The sequence below is a fragment of the Sulfitobacter aestuarii genome, assembly GCF_042685005.1.
Taxonomy (GTDB): domain Bacteria; phylum Pseudomonadota; class Alphaproteobacteria; order Rhodobacterales; family Rhodobacteraceae; genus Sulfitobacter; species Sulfitobacter aestuarii.
Genome location: NZ_JBHUMP010000015.1, coordinates 39,959 through 57,880, shown reverse-complemented (window position 1 = coordinate 57,880; position 17,922 = coordinate 39,959). Strand labels below are relative to the sequence as shown.

Sequence of the window (17,922 nt, the reverse complement as noted above, 5' to 3'; positions counted from 1 at the left end):
GCGATCAGCTCCGCATACGCGTGTAGTCAGGGTCATAGGGGGAGGGGGCGATCACCTCGGCTCCGACCAGCTCGCCGCAGAGGTCAAGCTGCAGGCGGCTGCCGGTCTCCGCATATTGCGGGGTGACGAAGGCATAGGCGAGATTGAGCCCGACACGATGGCCCCAGTCGCCCGAGGTCACCGTGCCGACAACCTGCGCGCCCTGCATCAGGGAGGCACCGCCGTGAGCGGGGGCATTGGTGGCGTCGATCTTCAGGGTGACCAGTTGCTTGCGCGGGCCTTCTGCCTGGCGTTGCAGCAGCGCCGTGCGGCCGATGAAATCGCCCTTGTCGAGCTTCACGAACCGCCCCAATCCGGTCTCGAACGGATCGAATTCGGTAAGCAGGTCGGCCTTCCAGTGCAGGAACCCCTTTTCCAGTCGCATCGACTCCACCGCCCGGGCGCCGAACAGCTTGAGGTCATGGCCCGCCCCGGCCTGTCTGAGCGCCAGATAGGCCGCGTAGAGCGAGGCGTTGGGCACATGGATCTCATAGGCATGCTCGCCCGAGAAGCTCACGCCCATCACCGTGGCGGGGGCATAGCCGATGAAACATTCCCTGACCGTGAGCCAGGGAAAGGCCGCTTTCGACCAATCGCCCCGCGCGCAGGCGGCAAGCACATTGCGGGCATGCGGGCCGGCCAGCACCAGGATGGTCTGATCGGCCGTGAGGCTGCGGATCTGCACATCCTCGTCGCCGCGCATATGACTTTGCAGCCAATCCATGTCATGAAACTCGCTGGCCGCGGCCGAGCCATACCAGACCCGCTCGGACCCGCGGTCGCTGGCGGGCAGGTTGGCGATGGTAGCCTCGCCCTTGACCATGCCATGGTGGTTGAGGAGATAGCCCAGCCCGATCCGGCCCGCGCGACGCGTAACTTTGCCGCAGAACATTCGGTCGAGGAAATCATGGCGGTCGGCGCCGGTGATCTCGAACCGGTTGAAGCCGCTGACTTCGCAAAGGCCGACCTTGCTGGCGACGTGCGCCACTTCGGCGCCGATCACGTCGAAGGCCTCGTCGAAATCGAAGCTCAACGTCGGGTGGAAGTCCGGCGCGGGCTTGATGTAATCGACCCGCTCCCAGCCGCTGACCACGGTAAATTCGGCCCCCTCCGCGGCCAGTACCGGGGTCAGCGGCGTGGTCTTGGCCAGGCGTGCCGCCGGGCGGTGTTCATGCGGGAAATGGAAGCGGAATTCGTTCTGATAATCCTCGATCGCCTTCAGCGCGGTCAGCTCGACATTGGCATGGGTCGTAAAGCGGCGCGGGTCGATCACCCAGGTGTCGTAACACGCCTCGCCATGCACGATCTGCTGGGCCAGCAGCCAGCCATGGCCGCCACCCTCGCCAAGACCGGCGCGCAGACCGATGATGCAGAAGGCATTGCGCTTGCCGGGGATCGGCCCGACCAGCGGCGCGCCGTCAATCGTATAGGTGATCGGGCCGTTGACCACCGTGTGAATGCCGGTCTCGCGCAGCGCGGGCATCCGCTCGAAGGCGCCCTCAAGCACGTCCATCACCCGGTCGAGATCATCGGGGCACAGCGCGTTGACGAAATTCGGATCGATCCCGTCCATGCCCCAGGTCTTGCAATCCTGCTCATAGAAACCGACCAGCAGGCCGTTCTTCTCCTGACGGCAGTAGTAATCGGAGATCGGGCAGCGGATCAGCGGCATCCGGTGGCCCGCGTCGCGGATCGCGGGGATCTCTTCGGTCAGGAAATACTGATGCTCCATCGAGGCAACCGGGTGATGCACGCCCATCATCGCGCCGACCTCGTTGACCCGGTAGCCGCAGGCATTGACCACGATGTCACAATCGATGTCTCCCTGATCGGTATGCACCGTCCAGGTGTCGTCCTTGTTTTGGGTCAGCGCGTTCACCGGCGTGTTGCGATAGACCTCGGCCCCGGCGGCACGGGCGCGCCGGGCCAGCGCCTGGCAGAGCTGCGCCGGGTCAATGTCACCATCAAGCGGATCCCAGAGGCCACCGAGCAGATTGTCGGTAGAGATCAGCGGATGACGGCGGGCACATTCCTCGGCGTCGATCACCTCGAAATGCACGTCCATGCCGCGCGCCATCGACGTGAAGTGACGATAGGCCTGAATCTGTTCGGAGGTGTTGGCAAGCCGCATGCCGCCGTCGCCGTGATGGTAATTGATCGGGTATTCGGGGTCTTCGGCAAGCTCCTTGTAGAGGTTGATCGAATGGGTCTTGAGGCCGACCATGGTCTGGGTCATGCCGAAATTGGTCACCTGCGCTGCCGAATGCCAGGTGGTGCCGCTGGTCAGCTCATTGCGCTCAATCAGCACTACATCGCTCCAGCCTTCCTGGGTCAGATGATAGAGCGTCGAGCAACCGGCGATGCCGCCGCCGATGACCACAACCTTGGTACGCGATTTCATGGGAGTGCCTCCATATGTCCTGATGGAATAGGGCGCAGCGAGAGACCAATCGCAACGATGGGGATGTGATTTCGAAGTTTTCGTGAACTGGATTTGTTGATTTCGGAATTAGGCGGGGGGATTTGCTTCCCCGCGCCGGAACGCGCCTGAATTATGGCAGGCAAAAAGGGTGGGATTGGCGATGAATGCGCAGCGTGGCAAACGAGGGGGACGTCTTGAACGGCTGGCGCAGCGCGCTGCCAAACCGGCGGTGGATCCCTGTCCGCCGGGGCAGGTCGGTGGCGCCTACAAGCCGTTGACCGAGGCCGAGATCCAACGGATCTACAACACCGCGCTGGATCTGCTGGAGAACCTCGGCATGGGCGAAGTGCCGCCGCGGCTGCAGGCGGATCTTCTGGCGGCGGGGGCGCGGGACAATGGCGCCGGGCGGCTCCTGTTCCCGCCCTCGCTGGTGGCTGCCGCCGTCGATCAGGCGGCCAAGACCTTCACCCTGCATGGCCGCGATCCGGCAAGGTCGATCGAGGTCGGGGGCAACCGGGTTTATTTCGGCACCGGCGGCGCGGCGGTGCAGACCCTCGACATGGAGAGCCGGGCCTACCGCTCGTCCACCTTGCAGGATCTGCACGACTTCACCCGCCTGCAGGATGTGCTCGCAAATGTCAGCTGGTTCACCCGCTGCTGCGTGGCCACCGATGTGCCGGACAATTTCGACCTCGACGTCAACACTGTCTATGCGCTGCTGAAGAATACCAGCAAGCCGACCGCGACGTCCTTTACCCTCGCCGAGCATGTGGCACCGATCGTGGAGATGCTCGACATCGCTGCGGGCGGGCCGGGTGAATTTGCCAGACGGCCTTTCCTCAAGGCCCATATCAGCCCGGTGATCTCGCCGCTGCGCTACGGCGAAGATGCGGTCGATGTGGTCTATGAATGTATTCGTCACAACATCCCGATCTCCTGCATCACCGCGGCTCAGGCCGGGGCCACTGCACCGGCAACGCTGGCGGGATTTCTGGCGCAATCGCTGGCCGAGACGCTGGCGAGCCTGGTCATGGTTCACGCGATCTCGCCCGGGTTCCCGATGATCTTTTCGAACTGGCCCCTGGTGATCGACCTGCGCACCGGTGCGTTCTCGGGCGGCAGTGGCGAGACCGCCGTGCTCAACGCGGCTTCGGCACAATTGTCGAACTGGCTCGGCCTGCCTTCGGGAGTGGCCTGCTCGATGACCGACGCCAAGGCGATCGATGCTCAATATGGCATGGAGAAGGGACTTACCTCGCTGACGGCGGCTTTGGCCGGGGGCAATCTGATCTATGAAAGCTCCGGCATGACGGCCTCGTTGCTGGGAGCAAGTTTCGAGGCTTTCGTTCTGGATGACGAGATGCATTCACACAGCTATCGGGCGCTGCGCGGCATTGAGGTGAGCGAAGAGAACCTCGGATATGCCGCGATCTGCGAAGCCGTGCTGGGCGATGGGCATTTCCTCGGCGGGCAGCATACCTATGCCGCCATGGAGCGTGATTACTTCTATCCTTCGCTCGCGGACCGCGACCAGCCCCGCACCTGGGCGGAGAAGGGAGCGCAGGATGCCTGGGGCGTGGCAAACATCCGTGCAAGGCAGATCCTGAAGGACCATCACCCGGAATACCTGACGCCGGAGCAGGATCGCGAGATCCGCGCCCGGTTCCGCATCCTCTAGCCGCCCGAACGAGGCTCAGTCGATCAGGACGAAACTGTCGGCAAGCCAGGGATTGCTGAGGTGGAAGGGCTTGATCGCCCGCTCGACGATCATTGCCCGCATCCTCGCATCGACCAGATCCAGCACCGAGCGCGAGCAATCCGGTGTCGTGACGATGGAGATCCGCCGGGCGAACCGCTTGCCCGGAAAGCGGTGCATCCGCAGCCGCGGGTGAAACCGTTTCGCACGGGCAAAGAGCAACGGCGTGGTGATCGTCCACCCGCCCTCGGCGGCAACCATGGCCATCAGCGTCTGGTTGTTACCGCATTCAAAGCGATGCGGCAGGGTCACGCCGAGGCGGCGCAGCTGGGTTTCGATCTGGCGCGCGATCATCAGGTTGGCGGAGAAGCGCAGGAACGGCAGACGGCTGTTCCCCGCGACGATATCGGCGATTGGTACCTCATTGCCCAGCGGCAGCACGACGACGAAGGGATCGCGCAGCAGCGGTCGGTCCTGCAGATCCGGCAGGCGCTCCGTCGGACTGGAGGTGATCCCCAGATCGAGTTGGCGGTTGCGCAGCAGTTCGATGATCTGATGGCTTGAATCCGTGTGGTACATGAAATCGCAGCGCGGCATGTTGCGCGACATGAACACAGCCAGCTCGGGGATGATGTCGCTGTCGAAATCCTCGATCGTGCCCAGCCTCAGATAGCTGGCGTCACCGATATTCCCGGCCGAGGCTTCGGCCTTGGCCTTGCGGATGGCGTGCAGCGCCGGGTCGATATTGCGCAGAAAGGCCCGCCCCTTGGGGGTCAGCACCATCGGGCGGCGGCTGTGGTTGAACAGCTCCACCCCGAGATGCTCCTCCAAGCTGCGCAGGTGATGCGAGATGGTACTGACCGACAGCCCGGTTTCCTGCGCGACCGCCTGCAGCGATCCCTTCTCGGCGCAAATCTGGAACAGCTCAAGCGCTTTGAGGCTCAGATCCTTGCGGGGCGAGAGACGTGTCATCTGCGTTGTCTTTCAGAAATCGACGTTGCTGCCCATCATCTGCGAGAATATCGAAATAACAATCTCAAATATTACCAGCAATTGCTTCTCGATCCGCCGATGCCGGGAATTGTGGAAGCGTTCCGATCAACAGAGCTGTCGAGCCGAAACCGGCGCAGCCGAAACCGGGAGAGACGGACATGAAGCGATTGATACTGGCATCCGCGTGCAGCCTTGGCTTTGCCGCACCGCTCTGGGCGCAGGAATGTGGCGAGGTGACGATCACCCAGATGGATTGGGCCTCGGCCAATGTGGTGACTTCGGTCGCCAAGTTCTTGATGGAACAGGGCTATGGCTGTGATGTGACCGCGGTGCCCTCCTCGACACCGACGGCGCTGACCTCGGTGGCCGAAACGGGCAAGCCCGATCTGCTGACCGAGCTCTGGGTCAATACCGCGCCGACCTATGCCGAGCTTGTCGGGCAGGGAAAGCTGGTGGAACTGGCCGATGTGCTTTCCGACGGCGGCATCGAGGGGTGGTGGGTGCCGCAATACGTGGTCGATGAACATCCTGAGGCTGCCACGCTGGAGGGTATCCTTGCCAATCCCGATCTGGTCGGGGGGCGGTTCGACAATTGTCCGGACGGCTGGGCCTGCCGCACGGTGAACGACAATATTAACAAGGTCATCGACATGGAAGGCAAGGGGATCGTGATTTTCAATCACGGTTCCGGTGAGACCCTCGCCACTGCCCTTGCGGCGGCCTATGCCAACGAGGAACCCTGGGTGGGTTTCTACTGGGCCCCCACCGCGATCCTCGGGAAATACCCGATGGTGCTGGTCGATATGGGAGGCTTTGACGCCGAGACCCACGCCTGCAACAGCAGCAAGGATTGCGGCGCGCCCGGTGTCTCGGCCTATCCGCGTGCGGATGTCAAAACCGCCGCGACCGTCGATTTCCGCGACCGCGAGCCGGAGGTGGCCGAGTTCATGTCGAAACTCTCCTTCACCAGCGAACAGATGGGCGGGATCCTCGCCTGGATGGAGGACAACAACGCCTCTGCCGAAGAGGGGGCGGTCTATTTCCTGAGCAACAACCAGGATCTGTGGTCGGAATGGCTCAGCGACGCAGCACGCCGGAACGTTTCGGCACTGTTGCAATAAGAAGCGGAAACAGCGGCAGCCCGGCCGGGGAAGCCCGGCAGACGGTCCGGGCAGACAGGGGACGCACATGGCCTTTTATGACACGATGATCGACCTGATTGGATTGCGCGACTGGTGCGCCGCCGATGCCGACGCTGCACCACGTAGCATGGCACAGTTGCTGGCACAAAACCGGACGGGCGGCGGCGGCGAGCCGTTGCCCTTTCCCTCGCTCGATGCGCTGCACGCCTCCTGCGCGGCAATTCCGCAGACAAGGCAGCTGACCGCCGCGGTCGAAGCCGGGTTCCTCGGAGCAAAGGATAGTCTCAAACTGGTGCTCGATCCGCTGACGCAGCCGTTGTCTTGGTTGCTGGAAGGGGCGCTCTATGCTTTCAGCGCCACCCCCTGGTGGGTGCTGATCCCATTGTTGATCGCCGCCGCCTGGGCCGCCACACGACAATGGGGCATCACCCTCTTCGTGGCGCTGGTATTCATGTTTTTCGGCTTCATCGATCATCTCGATGTGGCCCTGCAAACCCTGTCGATCATTTTCGTCTGCACTGGCCTCAGCGTGTTGTTCGGCGTGCCGCTGGGAATATTGATGTCGCGCTCGGACCGGGCACAGCGGGTGATGCTGCCGGTGCTCGACATGCTGCAGACCCTGCCGAGCTTCGTCTATCTGATCCCCCTGATCTTCCTGTTCTCGGTGACCGAGCCGAAGCTCTACGGCATCGCGATCATTCTCTATGCCATCGTGCCGATCATCCGCCTGACCGACCTCGGCATCCGCCTGGTGGACCCGGGTGTGATCGAGGCGGCGGAGGCTTTCGGCATGCCGGAAAGCCAGAAGCTGTTCGAGGTGCAATTGCCGCTGGCGCTGCCCAATATCATGGCCGGGGTCAACCAGACCATCATGATGAGCCTCGCCATGGTGGTCATCGCCTCGCTGGTCTCGGCGCCGGGTCTGGGCGTGCTGGTCTTGCGCGGGATCCGCAATCTCGAACTCGGGGTGGGCCTTGTGGCGGGACTTGGCATCGTGCTGCTGGCGGTGGTGCTCGATCGCTGCTCGAAAGCGGCCATGCGGCGTATCGATCCCGCTCACAAATCGCAATAGGGGCCCGACATGGACACTCCCAAGATCAGCATCCGCAATCTTTACAAGATTTTCGGTTCGAATCCTGGCGCCATGGTGCCGCTGGTCCGCGATCAAGGGGTGAGCAAGGCCGAGCTGCTGAAGAAACACCGCCATGTGCTGGGGCTGCATGATATCGATATCGACATGCGGGCAGGTGAGATCACGGTGATCATGGGCCTGTCGGGTTCCGGAAAATCGACGCTGATCCGGCATCTGAACCGGCTGATCGACCCGAGCTCCGGGCAGATCCTGCTGGACGGTCAGGACGTGACGGCGATGGATCGCGCCGAGCTTCGCCGTCTGCGTCAGGATGCCATGTCGATGGTGTTCCAGAACTTTGCCCTGCTGCCGCATCGCACGGTGGCGCAGAATGCCGCCACCGCCCTGAAGATCCGCGGCGTCGGGCAGCCGGAACGCGAGGCGGAGGCGCTGAAATGGTTGGCGCGGGTGGGGCTTTCGGGCTTCGAGCACCGCTATCCGCAACAGCTTTCCGGCGGCATGCAACAGCGCGTCGGCATCGCGCGGGCACTGACCGCCAATTCCGACATTCTGCTGATGGACGAGGCTTTCTCCGCGCTCGACCCGCTGATCCGCACCGACATGCAGGACCTCCTGATCGAGCTGCAACGGGAGCTGCACAAGACCATCGTCTTCATCACCCATGATCTCGACGAGGCGCTCAAGTTGGCCGATCATCTGGTCATCCTCAAGGACGGCGCGGTGGTGCAGCAGGGCAGCCCGCAGCACATCGTGATGAACCCGGCCGATCCCTATATCGAGGCCTTCGTCGGCGACATCAACCGGGCACGGGTATTGCGCGCCGGGACGATCGCGGATCCGGGGAGGCCGGAGGTGAACGTGGTCGGGGAGGTGGATTGGAACGACACGCTCGAGGAAATCATCACCCTGGCGCGCGGTCGGCTCGATGCGACGGTCGCGGTGAGACGGAACGGGGAGGTCGCGGGGCGGATCGAGATGGGCGCGCTGCTGGCCGCGCTGGTGCCCTATCGTTCGGCGCCGCGCGGTGAGGCTGAAGTCGCGCTCGCCTCCTGATGCTGTGGCCGCGCGAGGATGGTCAGGGCAGTGTGGAGGTTGTTCCGGCAGCCGTGTAGGGCGAGATGCGTCCGGGTTGCGTCGCGCCTGTCGATGTCAACCGGACGTTCCTTCCAGTTCGACACCGATTAGGGCGCTGAAACTTTCAAGCCCGACCTGCACCAGTTCGTTGTCGCCAAAGACGTCGGGCAACGCACCGCCTTCGATCCACAGACCGTCCAGAATGGCGTTCCCGGCGATGCTCAGGCGGCGGAGTTTCCGGGGGTCCGTGGCAATGTCTGCCTCTTCCAACACGGCCGCGATCAGCCCTTTGAGGTGCAGGCGAAGCAAATCGTAACTGCGCTTGTGACTGTCGGCCATCGCCGGATCATGAAGCAGAACGGCGAAGAACCCGGCCCAGATCGCGATGGATTCGTGGCTGGTCACAGGTGACTGCAGGGACACCTGAATGAACTTGGACAGGCGCTTGCGGGCGGAGGCCTTTCCCTTGGACGCCTCGTCGGCGGCGCGTACGAGGGTCGCCATGTGCAATTCGTAGGCGGCGGTGATCAGGTCGTCCTTGGTGGAAAAGTAATAGCGGATCAGCCCCTGGGTGACGTCGGCCTCCTTGGCGATCGCCCTCACGGTCGCGGCGCGCACACCGTCGCGGGCAATGACGCGCAGGGTGGCCGCAATCAGGTCGGCGCGGCGCGTGTCCGTGTTGGCCCGTTGAATCTTGCCGGTCTTTTCCTGCATGCCACTGATTTAGTTGAAATCCGGGAGTGTCGCAAATGTGTCGAAAGGCGGCTCGCCCGCCCTCCGCCTGCGCGGTCGCAAAGGGATCATGCCGCGGCCATCCGTTGCTTTTCACGCAACAACATGCCGAACAGGTCGCGCGGGTCGTCGGGGTCCGCGATCATGTCGAGCATGTCGAAGCGGTTTGACGTTCTGAGCTTGTCGCGCACCCACCGCAGGGCGCTGAAATCCTCGATCGCGAAGCCGACACCGTCAAACAGCGTGATCTGGCGGTCGTCGCGGCGGCCGGTGATCTCGCCGGTGATGACCTGCCAAAGCTCGGTGACGGGGTGGTCTTGTGCCAATTGCTGAATCTCGCCTTCGATGCGGGTCTGTTCGGGATATTCCACGAAGATATCCGACCGCATGAGGATATCGCGGTGCAACTCAGTCTTGCCGGGGCAGTCGCCGCCGATGGCGTTGATATGGACACCGGCGCCGACCATGTTGTCGGTCAGAATGGTTGCATTCTGCTTGTCGGCGGTGCAGGTGGTGATGATATCGGCCCCTTCGATGGCCTCCTGACCGGTCGCACAGCTGACGACGCGCAGGCCGGTGCCTTTCAGGTTTTCGGCGCATTTGCGGGTCGCGTTCGGATCGGTGTCGAACAGACGCACTTCCTCGATGCCGCAGATCTTGTGCAGGGCGAGGGCCTGAAACTCCGACTGGCTGCCGTTGCCGATCATCGCCATGACCTTTGCATCCCTGCGGGCCAGGTATTTCGTCGCCACCGCCGATGTCGCGGCCGTGCGCAGGGCGGTCAGGACGGTCATTTCGGTCAGCAGCACAGGATAGCCGGTGTCCACATCGGCCAGCAGGCCGAAGGCGGTGACGGTCTGCAGGCCCTCCTTGGTGTTCTTGGGATGGCCATTGACGTATTTGAACCCGTATTCGGTGCCATCGGAAGTCGGCATCAATTCGATCACGCCGACCTCGGAATGCGACGCCACGCGCGGCGTCTTGTCAAAAAGGGGCCAGCGGCGGAAATCATCCTCGATATAGCCTGCGATCTCGGCGAGGGCCTCTTCGATCCCGGTCTCATGGGTCAGCCGCATCATGTTTTCGACGCTCACGAAGGGGACGGTATTCAGGTCCGTCGTCATTGTCTATCTCCCTGGCTTCGGGGTGACGCGCGGTCGGCGAGGTGATTGCCGGCGATCATGCAGCGCACCGATCCGCCGGCCATTTCGATGGTCGGAACCTGCAACGGCACGATCCGCGCGCTTTCGCCGATGATCTCCCTTTGTGCCTCGTTGAGGCAGTCAAACGCCGTTTGCGACAAGGCGAGCAGCCGCCCCTCGCGGCCCTGAAGCTCGATGGCATTGCCTGCGAAACGCTCGATCTGCTCCGTGGTCAGGTCGATCACACTCCTGCCGACATACGCCAGCCGCGCGGTGATTTCCTGTGCGCGGGTGCTGTCCTTGATCATCTCTGTACCGATCAGGGCGAAATCGGTTGCGATGCACATCAGGACGTTGGTGTGATAGATCGGGCTGCCTTTGCGGTCCACGGCGTCAAAGACCATGGGCTCATAGTTGAAATGCGTGCAGAACCGTTCCAGCAAAACAGGATCAGCGCGGTTGGAGCGGATTACATAGGCGATACGGTCCTGATGATCGAGGACCATGGCACCCGTGCCTTCAAGGAACAAACCGTCCGGCTCCAGACCTGAGTAATCAATCACGTCCTGCACGCGAAAATCCCGTTTCAGCAGTTCGATCACATCCATACGGCGTTCGGCACGGCGGCTTGCGGCGAACATCGGGTAGATTGCCACATGACCGCCGGGATGGGTCGAAAACCAGTTGTTCGGAAACACCGAATCCGGCGTTGCGCTGCCTTCATCCTCGAACAGGTCAATCCGTACACCCAGCTTGCGCAGGGTCTCGGCGGCTTGTGTGACCTCGCCGTGGGCCCGCTGCGCAAGCGCGCGCCAGTCGGTGGAGCCTGCGGGCGTCTGGAAGGCGTTGTCGGCTTCGGTTTCGGGGTTCGGTCTGAACTGGTGCGGCCTGATCATCACCGCGGCTGAGGGAGCCTGAATACTGCGTTTTCGCATTTTAGCCTCGTGAGGGGAGTTTGTTTTCAAGGAGCTTGAACCCCAGCGTGATGATCCCCGCCAGCACCAGATAGATCAGGGCGAGCATCAATAGCGGTTCATAGACGATAAAGGTTTCCTGACGGATACGGCCGAAAACGGCGAAGACATCCACCACGGCGATGGTGGCCACCAGCGGGGTCGCCTTCAGTTGCAGGATGAATTCGCCGCCAAGGGTCGGCAGCACCCGTTGTACGGCGCGTGGCAGCCAGATGCGGCGCAGGATGGTGAAGGGATGCATCCCCATCGCCGTGGCCGCCTCGAGCTCGCCCTTCGGCACGCCCTTGAACGCGCCGCGCATGACTTCGCCTTCATAGCCGGCAAAGGACAGGGTCAGCGCGACGAAGGCATAGGGCCATGCCTCGATCAGCCAGGGCCAGATCCATGTCTGACGCAGTCCCGGGATATAGGGAAAAAGCGAGCCAAGACCGTAATACAGCAACCACATCTGCAGCAGGATCGGCGTGCCCCGGATCAACGTGCAAAACGACAGCGCCAGCCAGGCGAGCGGTCGCGGTCCAGTCACCTGGACCAGCCCGATGGGGATCGCAAGGAAGATGCCCGCGACGATCGAACTGACCAGCAGGGCGACGGTGACCCATAGCGCCTTGAGGATATGAGGCGCGTATTTCGGCAGCCAGCTCCAGTCCATGTTCAGCGCCATGGCAAGCAAAGCGGCGATGGCAATCAGGACCATGACGATACGATGCGGTTGGAACAGGCCCGACTTAGGCATGACGCGCCCCCCGGTTCACCCGGTTCTCGATGAGCTTGAAGCCCCAGACCGAAAGCAGCGTCAGGATAAGGTAAAGCGCACCCGCGGCCATGAGGAACAGGAAGTAATGCTTGGTCGCGCCCGCTGCCTGACGCGCCACGAGGGTGAGTTCCGTAAACCCGACGACGGCCAGCAGAGCGGTATCCTTGGCCGCGATCAGCCAGAGGTTCGACAGCCCCGGCAGCGCCGCAGGCAGCATGATTGGCAAGGTGACACGGTAGAACACCTTGAACGGGTGCATGCCGAAACTCTGCGCGGCCTCGATCTGGCCGAACGGCACCGACCCGATCGCCCCGCGGAACACTTCCGTTGCATAGGCGCCCTGCACGAAGCCGATGACGATGACACCCGCGGCAAAGCCGCTGATCTCGACGCGCTCAAACCCGAAACCGGTGAGGATCTGGTTGATGAATGTCGGCAAGGCGAAATAGGCCAGCAGGATCAGGACCAGTTCCGGGATCGCCCGCACCATCGTGGTGTAGACCGCCATGAGATCACGCACGACAGGGCCGCCCGTGCGTTTGAGATTGGCCCCGGCAAGGCCGATCCCCAGCCCGATGACATAGCCCGAAAGGGCGACCTGCACGGAGACCAACAGCCCGTCCAGCAAAGCGCCTCCCCATCCGGGCGGCGCCAGCGCCAGCAGTTCCGCCGCGCTCATTTCCTTGTAATTGACTGCCATTGGGCCCCCGCGATGTCGGCCGGGGAGGGCACGCCCGCCCTCCCGGCCGATCCGCTCTTATTCGCCGAAGATATTAAAATCGAAGTATTTCGCGGTGATCTCGTCGTAAGTGCCATTCTCGCGGATCGCGTCGATTGCTTCATTCAGCTTTTGCTTGAGCTCGTCTTCGCCCTTGCGCAGACCAAAGCCGATGCCAAGGCCGTGGATGGCTTCGTCATTGGCGACAAGACCCACATCCTCGCAGCAGGCAGTGCCTTCATCCGAGCTCAGGAATTCTGCAAGAACCAAAACGTCGGCCAGGGTCGCGTCGATCCGGCCCGCGAAGAGATCCTGGTTGGCTTCGTCCTGGGTTTGATATTCGCGGATCGTGGCGTCCGGAAAATACTGCGATGCATAGGTCTGGTGGATCGAACCGGATTGCACGCCGATGGTGCGACCGGCCACGCCTTCGGGGGTCGGCTCTACACCGCTGCCGACGGCCGCCGTGATGGAGGCGCCTGTCTGGTAGTACTTGTTCGAGAAATCAATGACCTTGAGCCGTTCCTCATTGATGCTGAGGGAGGCCGCAATCACGTCGATCTTGTCGGCGAGCAGGGAAGGGATGATGCCATCCCATGCCGTGGCCACGATTTCGCAATCGAGCGCCGCCTCGTCGCAGATGGCGTCGATGATATCGATCTCCCAGCCGGAATAGTTTTCGGATGCGTCCGAGGTCGCAAAGGGCGGGTAGGCTTCTGTCGCGACGCCGATGCGAACGGTCTCGGCGGCTGCCATCGTGGTAAAACCGGCGGTTGCCGCCGCAGCGAGCAGGATCTTGTTGAGTTTCATGGTATCTCCCTTGGTTGACTAGTTGATCGTCTGGATAAACTGTTTCAGGCGCTCGGATCTGGGGGCGTTGAACACCTGATCCGATGTACCTTCTTCCTCGACACGTCCGGCATTGAGGAACATGACCTTGTCTGCGACCTCTGCGGCGAACTTCATTTCGTGGGTGACGATGATCATCGTGCGGCCTTCCTCGGCCAGCTCCTTCATCACGCTCAGGACTTCGCCGACCAGTTCGGGATCGAGCGCCGATGTCGGCTCGTCGAACAGCATGACTTCAGGATCGACGGCAAGCGCACGGGCAATCGCGCCGCGCTGCTGCTGTCCGCCGGACAGATAGGAGGGATACATGTCGCGCCGGTCCGAGAGCCCGACACGGTCGAGCAATCTGCGGGCGGTTTCGCGGGCCTCGTCCTTTGCTCGTCCAAGTACCTGAACCTGCGCTTCCATCACATTCTTCTCAAGCGTCAGATGCGGCCATAGGTTGAAACTCTGGAACACCATTGCCAGACGGCTGCGCAAACGCCGCAGTTGTCTCTTGTCGACCACCTCGACACCTTTGCGGATGCTGGACCTGAAAGCCACATCCTCGCCCAGCAACTTAAATGTCCGGGTCCGCGTCGGGATCTCCAAAAGGTTCAAGCAGCGCAGCGTCGTCGATTTGCCGGACCCGCTGCCGCCGATAAGCGCGGTAACCTCGCCGACGCGCGCGGTCAGGTCGATGCCTTTCAAGACCTCGTGCCGGTCAAATGTCTTGTGCAGATCACGAACTTTGATGACCGGTGTTCCCGGCTGTTCCTCACCCTGCATCCTGCCCTCCCCCGCGACTATACGCTTGCATAAATTTATACATCCGTATAGCACACTGTCAACACCTGTAACGCTGCGCAAAATCAGTCATTCTGTTGGAGATCAAGATGATGAAACGTTCCTATACATTCACGCATGCCATCACCCGCAAGCCCGGAGCCAGCGTTGTCAACGGTCTGCGCGCAGTCGATACAGGCACACCGGATCTGGACCTGTTCCTTGGGCATTACGCTGATTATGTCGCTGCGTTGAAATCCACCGGCGCCACCGTGATCGAGCTCGATCCCCTCGAAGAATTTCCCGATTCCGTCTTTGTCGAGGACGCCGCCCTGTGCCTGCCCGAAGCGGCGATCGTCATGCGCCCCGGGACGCCCAGTCGGCTCGGCGAAGCCGCGGTCATGGCCCCTGTCCTGAAGGAAGTCTATGGCGACGTGACCATCATCGAGGGTGACGGCTTTATCGACGGCGGTGATATTCTGACCACCGAACGCGAAATCCTCGTCGGCACATCGGCCCGTACCGATTCCAAGGGCGTCGCGGCCCTGCGCGACATCGTCTCCCAGTGGGGTTACACCCTGCGTGAGGTGGCCACCCCGGAGGGCGTGTTGCACTTCAAGACCGACTGCTCCCTGCTGGACGAAAACACGATCCTGGCGACGCGGAGGCTCGCCACATCCGGTGCGCTGGATGGCTACGACATCATTCACACCGCAGACGGCGAAGAAGCCTGCGCCAACGCGATCCGCTTCAATGAGCTGGTGCTGATGCCCGACGGCTTTCCGAAGACCGAAGCCAAGCTTCTGGAGGCCGGTTACAACGTGAGAAAGATCGGCAACACCGAAGCGGGCAAGCTGGACGGCGGCATGTCCTGCCTGTCACTGCGCTTTTCGCCTCCGGTAAACTAAAGAGGGCACTGCATCGCGGCTTCGTTTCCACTGGTAACCAGTGCGGCACTGCCCCTGAAGCCGGGATGACCCCGATCGCTTGACATCCCCGATAAAAAAAGTCAGGTAAGCGTCCGAACTACCCAGCACCTTCCGGTGGCCAGGCAATCCCTCCCGTTTACCGCCCCCGATCGGCAGCCGCTTGCGCCCTGCTGCAACTCCCGGTCGAGGGCGTCCAGAAGGATGTATTGCCTTGACCATTCTGTCAGACCTGCTTGCGCGTTTCGCCCGGCAATTTCCGCAAGCGAGCGATCTTATCCTGCAGGGCGGACCGATCGTCTGGCTGATCGCCGGATTGTCGGTCCTCACCGTCGCGCTCGTGCTCTGGAAGATCTGGCATCTGGCGCTGCTCGGCGCCTGGACCGGCGGGGCTCGGGCCGAGCGGGCGGTCTTGCTGTGGACGGCGGGCCGTGGCAGTGACGCCGAGACGCTTCTGAAGGGACGGCGGAGCTGCCGTGCCCGGTTGGTGCTGGCAACCATCGGCGCGCTGCATGATCCGGGCCTCGACCCGGCAGGTGCCGAGGCCGAGACAATGCGCGTGGCGAAAGGGCTGCTTGCCCGCGCCCGCAGCGGGCTGCGGCCGCTCGAGCTGATTGCGACCATCGCACCGCTGCTGGGCCTGCTGGGCACGGTGCTCGGAATGATCGCGGCATTTCAGGCGTTGCAGGAAGCGGGCACCCGTGCTGACCCGGCGACCCTGGCGGGGGGTATCTGGGAAGCGCTGCTGACCACGGCCGCGGGCATGGTCGTGGCGATCCCGGCCTCCGCGGCGCTCACCTGGTTTGAATCTGTCGCGGATCGGCTGCGTCACGAGATGGAGGATTACGCCACGCGCCTGCAGATCCGCAGACCCGACGGGGCAACGTCCGAGACACCGCGCGCGGCGGCGTAGGCTTCATGACTTTCGGAGATCCCCCCGCCCGCCGTCGGCCGTCGCTCACCCCGATGATCGACGTGGTCTTCCTGCTGCTCGTTTTCTTCATGCTCGCCTCTCGTTTCGGCCTGGACCTGCAGATGCCTCTGAACGTCGCGGGCAGTGCGGGGGGCGCCTATGCGGGACCGCCGAGGCTTGTCGATATCGCTCCGTCGGAATTGCGGTTGAACGGGAGCGACACCCCGCTTGCCGGGCTCGCGGACAGCCTCGCCGAGCTGACCGAAACGCCCGAAGACACGATCATTCTGCGTCCCCGCGAGGGTGCCGTGCTGCAACGTATCGTCGCCGTGATGGAAACCCTCTCACAGGCGGGCTATCGGCGGCTGGTGCTGATCGGGGGCGCGGAATGAACCTTCCTCCGTCCCCGCGAAGAGCGCCGTCCGAGAACATGGTGCCGATGATCAACGTCGTGTTCCTGTTGCTGATCTTCTTCCTCATGACCGCACAGATCGCGCCGCCGGAACCCTTCGAGATCAGCCCGCCGGAAGCCGGTGAAGCCGACGAGACCGACGGCACGTTGACGCTGCACCTCTCTGCCGATGGGCAGGTCGGATTTCGCGACTCGCAGGGGGATGCGGCGTTGGTCGCGCTGGCATCGGCACGAAGCGAAGCCTGCGAAGCCGGTTGCGCGCAGGAAGCGCCGGTGCTGTTGCTGCGGGCGGATCGCGATGTTCCGGCGGCGGCGTTGGCCGAGCTGATGCCACGGCTTGGCGCCGCAGGCTTCGCGCGGATCGAACTCCTGACGGCGCGGCCATGAGGCGCGCGGCGGAGAGTGTCGGTTTCCTGACGCTGGCGCTGGGGCTGCATGTCGCGGTCCTCGCCCTTGCCGGAGATCGCGAGAGCGGCATGGAGGCAGCGGGAGCGGAGGGTGCGGCGCAGATCTCGCTGCAGGCCGCCGACGCGCAGCTTGTCGCGATGGTCGAGCGCTTGGAACGGCCGCCAGAGGAAGCGACGGCAGCCGCGATGCCCGCCATGACAGCACCGGAAACGATCCAGTCGCCCGAAATCCCGGCACCTGCCATGCATGCACCTGCCGCGCCTGAAGGGCTTGCCATGCCCGCGATACCCGAAATGCCGGAACGCGCGCCGCCGCTCGACCGGGAGGTGACCCGATCACCACCGCCTCCTGAAGACGTCGCAGAGGCAGGTCCGACGCAGACCAGTGCCCGCCCGCAGCTGCGTCCCAAATCGCTGGCGCCGCCGCCGAAGCGCAGGGTCGAGCCGAAGCGTGCGCCAAAGAAGGTCCGGACGCCAAGCCCTGCGCAGCGGGCCTCGGGTGCGGGGGCAGGCGCCCATACCGGGCGCACGCAGGATCAGGAGGCAGCCACCCTCAGCACCGGCGAGCGCCAGAGCCTGACCGCCCGCTGGGGCGCGCAGATCCGCAATAGCGTGGAACGACGCAAACGCTATCCCGCGGCAGCGCGCGGCGTGTCGGGTACCGTCACCGTGCGCCTGACAATCAGCGGCAGCGGCGGGCTGCAGGATGTCCGGCTGACGCAATCCTCGGGCAATGACGCACTCGATCAGGCGGCGCTGCGTGCCGTACACGCCGCACGCTTTCCCGCAGCACCGACAGGACTGACGCAGTCGAGCTATTCCTTCACGCTGCCGATGAAATTCTCGAGTTGAGAGGGGAGACATCACG

The 17,922-nt window shown here is 63.1% G+C and carries 18 protein-coding genes; 9 read left to right on the top strand and 9 right to left on the bottom strand.

Annotated elements, in window-relative coordinates; genetic code table 11:
* Positions 1-4: 4 nt before the first annotated feature.
* Positions 5-2,440: an FAD-dependent oxidoreductase gene (locus ACFSUD_RS15390; RefSeq protein WP_386375394.1), complete on the bottom strand. Its 2,436-nt coding sequence runs from the start codon at positions 2,438-2,440 to the stop codon at positions 5-7.
* Between the two features lie 181 nt (positions 2,441-2,621).
* Here ACFSUD_RS15390 and ACFSUD_RS15385 point away from each other — a divergent pair, with 181 nt between their 5' ends.
* Positions 2,622-4,139 (top strand): trimethylamine methyltransferase family protein, encoded by a 1,518-nt coding sequence (locus tag ACFSUD_RS15385; RefSeq protein WP_386375393.1) that lies wholly within the window; start codon positions 2,622-2,624, stop codon positions 4,137-4,139.
* A 15-nt stretch (positions 4,140-4,154) separates the two neighbouring features.
* Here ACFSUD_RS15385 and ACFSUD_RS15380 read toward each other — a convergent pair whose 3' ends face one another.
* On the bottom strand, positions 4,155-5,129 hold the full coding sequence (locus ACFSUD_RS15380) for a LysR family transcriptional regulator (protein ID WP_386375392.1): 975 nt from the start codon (positions 5,127-5,129) through the stop codon (positions 4,155-4,157).
* Positions 5,130-5,308: 179 nt separating this feature from the next.
* On the opposite strand from ACFSUD_RS15380, the gene ACFSUD_RS15375 reads away from it, so the two are divergent.
* The 3 genes from ACFSUD_RS15375 to ACFSUD_RS15365 all read left to right on the top strand — a co-directional run bounded on the left by ACFSUD_RS15375 (position 5,309) and on the right by ACFSUD_RS15365 (position 8,438).
* Positions 5,309-6,271 (top strand): glycine betaine ABC transporter substrate-binding protein, encoded by a 963-nt coding sequence (locus ACFSUD_RS15375; protein ID WP_386375391.1) that lies wholly within the window; start codon positions 5,309-5,311, stop codon positions 6,269-6,271.
* Between the two features lie 67 nt (positions 6,272-6,338).
* Positions 6,339-7,364 (top strand): ABC transporter permease, encoded by a 1,026-nt coding sequence (locus ACFSUD_RS15370; protein WP_386375390.1) that lies wholly within the window; start codon positions 6,339-6,341, stop codon positions 7,362-7,364.
* 9 nt (positions 7,365-7,373) lie between these two features.
* Positions 7,374-8,438 carry a quaternary amine ABC transporter ATP-binding protein gene (locus ACFSUD_RS15365; RefSeq protein ID WP_386375389.1) on the top strand — a complete coding sequence of 355 codons (1,065 nt, stop codon included), beginning with the start codon at positions 7,374-7,376 and terminating at the stop codon, positions 8,436-8,438.
* A 96-nt stretch (positions 8,439-8,534) separates the two neighbouring features.
* Here the strand turns inward: ACFSUD_RS15365 and ACFSUD_RS15360 are convergent, their stop codons facing one another.
* The 7 genes from ACFSUD_RS15360 to ACFSUD_RS15330 all read right to left on the bottom strand — a co-directional run bounded on the left by ACFSUD_RS15360 (position 8,535) and on the right by ACFSUD_RS15330 (position 14,399).
* The gene (locus tag ACFSUD_RS15360; RefSeq protein WP_386375388.1) at positions 8,535-9,173 is read right to left on the bottom strand and encodes a TetR/AcrR family transcriptional regulator; all 639 of its coding nucleotides are present in this window, start codon (positions 9,171-9,173) and stop codon (positions 8,535-8,537) included.
* A gap of 86 nt (positions 9,174-9,259) precedes the next feature.
* The gene (locus tag ACFSUD_RS15355; RefSeq protein WP_386375387.1) at positions 9,260-10,315 is read right to left on the bottom strand and encodes an ornithine cyclodeaminase; all 1,056 of its coding nucleotides are present in this window, start codon (positions 10,313-10,315) and stop codon (positions 9,260-9,262) included.
* Positions 10,312-11,229 (bottom strand): citrulline utilization hydrolase CtlX, encoded by a 918-nt coding sequence (ctlX, locus tag ACFSUD_RS15350; protein ID WP_386375386.1) that lies wholly within the window; start codon positions 11,227-11,229, stop codon positions 10,312-10,314. Before ctlX ends, ACFSUD_RS15355 begins: the two co-directional genes overlap by 4 nt.
* 40 nt (positions 11,230-11,269) lie before the next feature.
* Positions 11,270-12,043, bottom strand: a complete 774-nt coding sequence (locus ACFSUD_RS15345) for an ABC transporter permease (RefSeq protein WP_386375385.1) — start codon at positions 12,041-12,043, stop codon at positions 11,270-11,272.
* Complete coding sequence (locus ACFSUD_RS15340) at positions 12,036-12,764, bottom strand: ABC transporter permease (RefSeq protein ID WP_386375384.1); 729 nt, start codon at positions 12,762-12,764, stop codon at positions 12,036-12,038. Before ACFSUD_RS15340 ends, ACFSUD_RS15345 begins: the two co-directional genes overlap by 8 nt.
* A 57-nt stretch (positions 12,765-12,821) precedes the next feature.
* The gene (locus ACFSUD_RS15335; RefSeq protein WP_386375383.1) at positions 12,822-13,592 is read right to left on the bottom strand and encodes a transporter substrate-binding domain-containing protein; all 771 of its coding nucleotides are present in this window, start codon (positions 13,590-13,592) and stop codon (positions 12,822-12,824) included.
* Positions 13,593-13,610: 18 nt separating this feature from the next.
* Entirely contained in the window at positions 13,611-14,399 is a 789-nt protein-coding gene (locus ACFSUD_RS15330) for an ATP-binding cassette domain-containing protein (RefSeq protein ID WP_386375382.1), read from the bottom strand.
* 107 nt (positions 14,400-14,506) lie between these two features.
* On the opposite strand from ACFSUD_RS15330, the gene ACFSUD_RS15325 reads away from it, so the two are divergent.
* From ACFSUD_RS15325 to ACFSUD_RS15305, 5 genes are all read left to right on the top strand, one after another.
* A complete protein-coding gene (locus ACFSUD_RS15325; protein ID WP_386375381.1) occupies positions 14,507-15,304 on the top strand; it encodes a dimethylarginine dimethylaminohydrolase family protein in 798 nt (265 codons plus the stop codon).
* A 232-nt stretch (positions 15,305-15,536) separates the two neighbouring features.
* Entirely contained in the window at positions 15,537-16,235 is a 699-nt protein-coding gene (locus ACFSUD_RS15320; RefSeq protein ID WP_386375380.1) for a MotA/TolQ/ExbB proton channel family protein, read from the top strand.
* 5 nt (positions 16,236-16,240) lie between these two features.
* On the top strand, positions 16,241-16,627 hold the full coding sequence (locus ACFSUD_RS15315; RefSeq protein WP_386375379.1) for an ExbD/TolR family protein: 387 nt from the start codon (positions 16,241-16,243) through the stop codon (positions 16,625-16,627).
* Complete coding sequence (locus ACFSUD_RS15310) at positions 16,624-17,034, top strand: ExbD/TolR family protein (protein WP_386375378.1); 411 nt, start codon at positions 16,624-16,626, stop codon at positions 17,032-17,034. The genes ACFSUD_RS15315 and ACFSUD_RS15310 overlap by 4 nt, the downstream gene beginning before the upstream one ends.
* Positions 17,031-17,906, top strand: coding sequence for a TonB family protein (locus ACFSUD_RS15305; protein ID WP_386375377.1), 876 nt, complete (start codon positions 17,031-17,033; stop codon positions 17,904-17,906). The genes ACFSUD_RS15310 and ACFSUD_RS15305 overlap by 4 nt, the downstream gene beginning before the upstream one ends.
* Positions 17,907-17,922 lie beyond the last annotated feature (16 nt).